6 protein-coding genes, 1 tRNA gene and 1 pseudogene are annotated in these 6,496 nt (G+C 38.8%); all 8 read left to right on the forward strand.

What is annotated here, in order from left to right; translation table 11 throughout:
• Positions 1-5: 5 nt before the first annotated feature.
• A pseudogene (locus tag HMPREF3237_RS04175) lies at positions 6-684 on the forward strand (DivIVA domain-containing protein); the annotation flags it as partial.
• A gap of 376 nt (positions 685-1,060) precedes the next feature.
• Complete coding sequence (gene ileS, locus HMPREF3237_RS04180) at positions 1,061-3,853, forward strand: isoleucine--tRNA ligase (RefSeq protein ID WP_070888936.1); 2,793 nt, start codon at positions 1,061-1,063, stop codon at positions 3,851-3,853.
• A 100-nt stretch (positions 3,854-3,953) separates the two neighbouring features.
• Complete coding sequence (locus HMPREF3237_RS04185; protein ID WP_070888937.1) at positions 3,954-4,322, forward strand: hypothetical protein; 369 nt, start codon at positions 3,954-3,956, stop codon at positions 4,320-4,322.
• Between the two features lie 131 nt (positions 4,323-4,453).
• Positions 4,454-5,146, forward strand: coding sequence for a phosphoglycerate mutase (locus HMPREF3237_RS04190; protein ID WP_070888938.1), 693 nt, complete (start codon positions 4,454-4,456; stop codon positions 5,144-5,146).
• 122 nt (positions 5,147-5,268) lie between these two features.
• A complete protein-coding gene (gene rpmG, locus HMPREF3237_RS04195; RefSeq protein WP_006146391.1) occupies positions 5,269-5,421 on the forward strand; it encodes a 50S ribosomal protein L33 in 153 nt (50 codons plus the stop codon).
• Between the two features lie 9 nt (positions 5,422-5,430).
• On the forward strand, positions 5,431-5,607 hold the full coding sequence (secE, locus tag HMPREF3237_RS04200) for a preprotein translocase subunit SecE (protein ID WP_070888939.1): 177 nt from the start codon (positions 5,431-5,433) through the stop codon (positions 5,605-5,607).
• A gap of 49 nt (positions 5,608-5,656) precedes the next feature.
• On the forward strand, positions 5,657-6,193 hold the full coding sequence (gene nusG / locus HMPREF3237_RS04205) for a transcription termination/antitermination protein NusG (protein ID WP_070888940.1): 537 nt from the start codon (positions 5,657-5,659) through the stop codon (positions 6,191-6,193).
• A 133-nt stretch (positions 6,194-6,326) separates the two neighbouring features.
• Positions 6,327-6,398, forward strand: a tRNA-Glu gene (locus tag HMPREF3237_RS04210).
• The last annotated feature ends 98 nt before the right edge of the window (positions 6,399-6,496 follow it).

Here is a 6,496-nt window from a genome sequence, read left to right on the forward strand (position 1 = left end):
AAAATATGCCAATTACATCGTTAGAAATTAAGGATAAAACCTTTGGTGTCCAATTTAGAGGTTTTAATCGTGAAGAAGTTGATGAATTTTTAGATATTGTTGTCCGTGATTATGAAGATTTGGTTCGTAGTAATCATGAAAAAGATCAACATATTAAAAATTTAGAAGAACGACTAAATTATTTTGATGAAATCAAAGATTCATTAAGCCAGTCTGTTTTGATCGCTCAAGACACAGCTGAGCGTGTAAAACAAGCAGCGAATGATAGTTCTCACAACATTATTCAACAAGCTGAACAAGATGCACAACGTTTGCTTGATGAAGCCAAGTACAAAGCAAATGAAATTTTGCGACAAGCAACAGATAATGCTAAGAAAGTCGCTGTTGAAACTGAAGAGTTGAAGAATAAGAGTCGTGTCTTCCACCAACGTTTAAAATCAACTATTGAAAGCCAATTGGCTATTGTTGATTCATCTGAGTGGGAAGAGATTTTACGTCCAACTGCAACTTATCTTCAAACAAGTGATGAAGCATTCAAGGAAGTTGTCGAAGAAGTTTTGGGTGAAGCAGCATCTTCATATCATGAAGAAGAACCAATTGACATGACTCGTCAATTTTCACCAGAAGAAGTTGCAGAACTTCAAGCACGTATTGAAGCAGCTAACAAGGAATTGTCAGAAGCTGTTGCTGAGAAACCAACTGATGTTGAAGTACAGCCAGCTACTGAGGCTCCTGTTGAGACAAAGCATGACGAAGAATCTCAAGACGATGCTAACACTCAACAAGAGTCAGTTCAAATTTTATAAGATTTTAGTTAGAGAACAGGAATTTATCAAATATATTTCTAGCGAGTAGGAAATGGTGAAAGCCCTACAATCCCTATTGGTAAATTTATCCTCTCATAGTATCAAGCCTGAAATGAGTAAGACTTGACGTTCCCCACGTTACGGGAGAAGAGGGAAAAAGACTGGGTCTTTTTCCGAACAAAGGTGGTACCACGATTTTCGTCCTTTTAGGGAGTCGTGGTTTTTATTTGTCAATTTACATTAAAGGAGTACTAATGAAACTTAAAGAAACTCTCAATCTTGGGAAAACAGACTTTCCAATGCGTGCCGGTCTTCCAACTAAAGAGCCAGTTTGGCAAAAAGAGTGGGAAAAAGCTAAACTTTACCAACGTCGTCAAGAATTAAATGAAGGAAAACCGCATTTTACACTTCATGATGGCCCTCCATACGCAAACGGAAATATCCACGTAGGACATGCTATGAACAAGATTTCAAAAGATATCATTGTTCGTTCTAAGTCTATGTCAGGATTTTACGCACCTTATATCCCTGGTTGGGATACCCATGGATTACCAATCGAACAAGTCTTGGCGAAACAAGGGGTTAAACGGAAAGAAATTGAACGCTCTGAATACCTTAAAATGTGTCGGGAGTACGCTCTTTCTCAAGTCGATAAACAAAGAGAAGACTTTAAACGCTTGGGTGTTTCAGGGGATTGGGACCATCCATATGTAACTTTAACCCCTGATTATGAAGCGGCCCAAATTCGTGTCTTTGGACAAATGGCCAACAAAGGCTATATCTATCGTGGTGCGAAACCTGTATACTGGTCTTGGTCTTCTGAATCTGCTCTTGCTGAAGCGGAAATTGAATACCATGATTTGGTTTCCACTTCTCTTTACTATGGGAATAAGGTCAAGAACGGGAAAGGTATTTTAGATACAGATACTTATATCGTAGTTTGGACAACCACTCCATTTACCATCACAGCTTCTCGCGGTTTGACAGTAGGTGCTGACTTTGATTATGTTGTCGTGAAACCTGCTGGTTCTGATCGTAAATATGTAGTGGCTTCTGAATTATTGCCAAGCTTGTCTGAAAAATTTAGTTGGGATCATCCAGAAGTTCTTGCGACATACCAAGGGAAAGAATTGAACCATATCGTAACCGAACACCCATGGGATGCAGCAGTTGACGAATTGGTGATCCTTGGAGACCACGTCACCCTTGATTCAGGTACTGGTATTGTCCATACAGCGCCTGGTTTTGGTGAGGATGACTATAACGTCGGTGTGGCCAACGGTTTGGAAGTTGCTGTAACAGTCAATGAACGTGGTATTATGATGGAGAATGCTGGGCCTGACTTTGCAGGTCAATTCTATGATAAGGTTGTTCCAACAGTTATTGAAAAACTAGGTAGCCTCCTTCTTGCCAAAGAAGAAATATCTCACTCTTACCCATTTGACTGGCGTACTAAAAAACCAATTATCTGGCGTGCAGTTCCACAGTGGTTTGCCTCTGTTTCAAAATTCCGTCAAGAAATTTTGGATGAAATTGAAAAAGTGAAATTCCATTCAGAATGGGGGAAAGTTCGTCTCTACAATATGATTCGTGACCGTGGTGACTGGGTCATCTCTCGTCAACGTGCTTGGGGAGTTCCTCTTCCAATCTTCTACGCAGAAGACGGAACACCAATCATGACAGCTGAAACCATCGAGCATGTAGCGCAACTCTTTGAAGAACATGGTTCCCTCATCTGGTGGGAACGTGATGCCAAAGACCTCTTGCCAGAAGGATTTACCCATCCAGGTTCACCAAATGGCGAGTTCAAGAAAGAAACAGACATCATGGACGTTTGGTTTGACTCAGGTTCATCATGGAATGGTGTCATCGTGAATCGCCCTGAATTGACTTATCCAGCGGATCTCTATCTTGAAGGTTCAGACCAATACCGTGGTTGGTTTAACTCATCTTTGATCACTTCTGTTGCCAACCATGGCGTAGCGCCTTACAAGCAAATCTTGTCTCAAGGTTTTGCCTTGGATGGTAAAGGTGAGAAGATGTCTAAATCTCTTGGAAATACCATTGCTCCAAGTGATGTTGAAAAGCAATTTGGTGCGGAAATTTTGCGTCTTTGGGTTACTAGTGTTGATTCAACAAACGATGTCCGTATTTCCATGGATATCTTGAGCCAAGTTTCTGAAACCTACCGGAAGATTCGAAATACCCTTCGTTTCTTGATTGCCAATACTTCTGACTTTAATCCAGCGGAGGATACAGTCGCTTATGATGAGCTTCGTTCAGTGGATAAATACATGACGATTCGCTTTAACCAGCTTGTTAAGACCATTCGTGATGCTTACGAAAACTTTGAATTCTTGACTATCTACAAGGCTCTTGTGAACTTTATCAATGTGGACTTGTCAGCCTTCTACCTTGATTTTGCTAAAGATGTAGTCTATATCGAGAGTGCGAAATCTCTAGAACGCCGTCAAATGCAAACAGTTTTCTATGATATTTTGGTGAAGATTACTAAACTCTTGACACCAATCCTTCCTCACACTGCAGAAGAAATCTGGTCTTATCTTGAGTTTGAAACAGAAGAATTTGTTCAATTGTCAGAATTACCAGAAGCTCAAACATTTGCGAATCAAGAGGAAATCTTGGACACATGGTCAGCCTTCATGACCTTCCGTGGACAAGCTCAAAAAGCCTTGGAAGAAGCGCGTAATGAAAAAGTCATCGGTAAATCACTAGAAGCTCACTTGACAGTTTATCCAAATGAAGTGGTGAAAACACTTCTAGGGGCTGTTGATAGCAATGTGGCTCAACTCTTGATTGTTTCTGAGTTGACCATCGCAGAAGGACCAGCTCCAGAAGGTGCAGTGACCTTTGAAGATGTAGCCTTCACGGTTGAACGTGCGGCTGGTGAAGTTTGTGACCGTTGCCGTCGCATCGATCCAACTACAACAGAACGTAGCTATCACGCAACCATCTGTGACCACTGTGCAAGTATCGTAGAAGAAAACTTTGCCCAAGCTGTTGCAGAAGGATTTGAAGCAAAATAATTTAACAAAAATACAGGAGAATTTCCTGTATTTTTTTAAAAAATCAGAATTTTATTAAAAATATGGTATAATATACCTTATTAACAAAAAGGAGACGTTTATGAAGACAAAAACACTTGCACAAGTCGATGGAATTATCGGTATTATTGTAGGGGCTATTTTAGCTTTCTTACCCATTTTAATAGTTTTTCTTGCAGCTATTGCTGAGGATGAAGATTTTGCGGGAATTGTAGTGGGGGTTATTTTACTTGTTTTCACATTAGTAAAAATTGCAACTCTCATTCTTGGAATCCTCTCTCTTGTTTATTATAAAGATGACAAACGTATTTCATTAGCACCATCGATTTTGTTTATTGTTGGTTCTGGAGTTGCTTTGATTCCATTCTTTGGATGGATTGGTGGAATTGTCCTTATCATTGGTGGGGCTTTGTACCTAGCAAGCTTGAAACAATTCAAAATTGAAGGATAAATTATTTTTAAGGGAAGAGTCGAAGAGCTCTTCTCTTTTCCGTTGATTTTAACTAGCTTTTTTGTGAAAAATTGTGTAAAATAGAATAGAAAAACGGGGACAACCTCGAAGAATTAAAGGAGATCCATCAAATGGTAAAATTGGTTTTTGCTCGCCACGGTGAGTCTGAATGGAACAAAGCTAACCTTTTCACTGGTTGGGCTGATGTTGATTTGTCTGAAAAAGGTACACAACAAGCTATTGATGCTGGTAAATTGATCAAAGAAGCTGGTATCGAATTTAATCAAGCATACACTTCAGTATTAAAACGTGCAATCAAAACAACGAACTTGGCTCTTGAAGCATCTGATCAACTCTGGGTTCCAGTTGAAAAATCATGGCGCTTGAACGAACGTCACTACGGTGGTTTGACTGGCAAAAACAAAGCTGAAGCTGCTCAACAATTTGGTGATGAACAAGTTCACATCTGGCGTCGTTCATACGATGTATTGCCTCCAGCTATGGCTCATGATGACGAACACTCAGCACACACAGACCGTCGTTATGCTTCACTTGACGACTCAGTCATTCCAGATGCTGAAAACTTGAAAGTTACCTTGGAACGTGCGCTTCCATTCTGGGAAGATAAAATCGCTCCAGCTCTTAAAGATGGTAAAAACGTATTCGTAGGAGCACACGGTAACTCAATCCGTGCCCTTGTAAAACATATCAAACATTTGTCAGACGACGAAATCATGGATGTGGAAATTCCTAACTTCCCACCATTGGTATTCGAATTTGACGAAAAGTTGAATGTTGTAAAAGAATACTACCTCGGAAAATAATGTAAAATAGAGTCTAGAATTATTCCTAGACTTTTTTTATTTTCAAAATAGGATAAGTGCGTAGTGTAATTTAACTTGTCAAAGGCAAGGATAATTGGTATAATATATAAGATGGAGGAGCTATGGCACTTAAAAAAGCAAGCTTGGCCTGTGAGATTTGTGGTTTAAGAAACTACTCGATTAAAATTAGTAGTAATCCAAAACTGACTCGCTTAGAAGTAAATAAATTTTGTAAACATTGTGGTAAATACACAACACACCGAGAAACGAGATAGGAGAAAATAATGAGTTTTATTAAGGATATCTTTACACTTTTAAAAGATACAACTTGGCCAACTCGGAAAGAAAGTTGGGTAGATTTTAAATCTATCATGGAATATACGGCTTTCTTTGTTGTTTTAATTTATATATTTGACCAATTAATTGTTAGTGGATTGATTCGATTCATCAATATTTTTTAAGATAGAATAAATACGCTGAAAGAAGTTTACCATTAAGAAAGGAAAAAAGATGGATAGTTTTGATAAGGGATGGTTTGTCCTCCAAACATATTCAGGTTATGAAAATAAAGTAAAAGAAAATCTTTTGCAACGAGCACAAACATACAATATGTTAGATAATATCTTACGTGTGGAAATCCCAACGCAAACTGTACAAGTTGAAAAAAACGGGAAGAGAAAAGAAGTTGAAGAAAACCGTTTTCCTGGTTATGTTCTTGTAGAAATGGTCATGACTGATGAAGCTTGGTTTGTAGTGCGTAACGCACCAAACGTTACAGGATTTGTTGGGTCACACGGCAATAGATCGAAACCAACTCCGCTCTTAGAACAAGAAATTAGAGATATCTTGGTGTCAATGGGACAAACTGTTCAAGAGTTTGACATCAATGTTGAAGTTGGTCAAACAGTCCGCATTATCGATGGCGCTTTTACCGATTACACAGGGAAAATCACTGAAATCGATAATAACAAGGTGAAAATGACTATTTCTATGTTTGGCAACGATACAGTAGCGGAAGTAAACCTAAATCAAATCGCTGAATTATAATTGCACAAATATCTTTAAGCTACTAGATATTAATCAATGGTTGTAAACTGATAAATTTATCAGTTTACATTTTTCCCAAACCAGTTGACAAGATTCTAAAAGTGGGTATAATAGAAAGAGCCTAAAAGCTCAAGGTCCGTTGGTCAAGGGGTTAAGACACCGCCTTTTCACGGCGGTAACACGGGTTCGAATCCCGTACGGACTATGGGTGTATTGCGGTTAAGTTAATGGGAATAAAAAAGTTAAAAAAACCTGTTGACAGGGAAAGATGACTGTGATATACTAATATAGTTGTCGCTCAAG

The organism is Streptococcus sp. HMSC34B10, assembly GCF_001839505.1.
In the GTDB taxonomy this organism is placed as follows: domain Bacteria; phylum Bacillota; class Bacilli; order Lactobacillales; family Streptococcaceae; genus Streptococcus; species Streptococcus peroris.

Bases quoted from the DNA above. Each gene is read 5' to 3' on its own strand.
- rpmG (WP_006146391.1), top strand. From the start codon at position 5,269: ATGGCACTTAAAAAAGCAAGCTTGGCCTGTGAGATTTGTGGTTTAAGA.
- HMPREF3237_RS04185 (WP_070888937.1), top strand. From the start codon at position 3,954: ATGAAGACAAAAACACTTGCACAAGTCGATGGAATTATCGGTATTATT.
- ileS (WP_070888936.1), top strand. From the start codon at position 1,061: ATGAAACTTAAAGAAACTCTCAATCTTGGGAAAACAGACTTTCCAATG.
- HMPREF3237_RS04190 (WP_070888938.1), top strand. From the start codon at position 4,454: ATGGTAAAATTGGTTTTTGCTCGCCACGGTGAGTCTGAATGGAACAAA.
- nusG (WP_070888940.1), top strand. From the start codon at position 5,657: ATGGATAGTTTTGATAAGGGATGGTTTGTCCTCCAAACATATTCAGGT.
- secE (WP_070888939.1), top strand. From the start codon at position 5,431: ATGAGTTTTATTAAGGATATCTTTACACTTTTAAAAGATACAACTTGG.